Origin of the sequence: Leucobacter japonicus, assembly GCF_001273855.1 — a bacterium.
GTDB classification, from domain to species: domain Bacteria; phylum Actinomycetota; class Actinomycetes; order Actinomycetales; family Microbacteriaceae; genus Leucobacter; species Leucobacter japonicus.
On the sequence record NZ_JHBX01000100.1, the window covers coordinates 1 to 230 of the forward strand.

Consider the following 230-nt stretch of genomic DNA (forward strand, 5'->3'; position numbering starts at 1 on the left):
ACGATGCGGGGTTCGTGCACCGCTTCACGCCCGACGGCCGCCTTGATCGAAGCATCGCTATTCCTACATCCAAACCGGCCATGTGCGCATTCGGCGGCCCCGGGCTGGACACCCTGTTCGTGACGTCGATCCTGATCGGCGACGACCCGCTCTCGGGCGCCACCTTTGCCGTGCGCCCGGGCGTGACTGGATTACCGGAACCCGTCCTGCACCTCTGAAACCGAGTACGC

1 protein-coding gene is annotated in these 230 nt (G+C 65.7%); it reads left to right on the forward strand.

The window, feature by feature from the left end; genetic code table 11:
• A partial coding sequence (locus tag AMS67_RS04540) for an SMP-30/gluconolactonase/LRE family protein (RefSeq protein WP_162230818.1) occupies nucleotides 1-218 on the forward strand: 218 nt, incomplete at its 5' end.
• Between the last annotated feature and the right edge of the window lie 12 nt (nucleotides 219-230).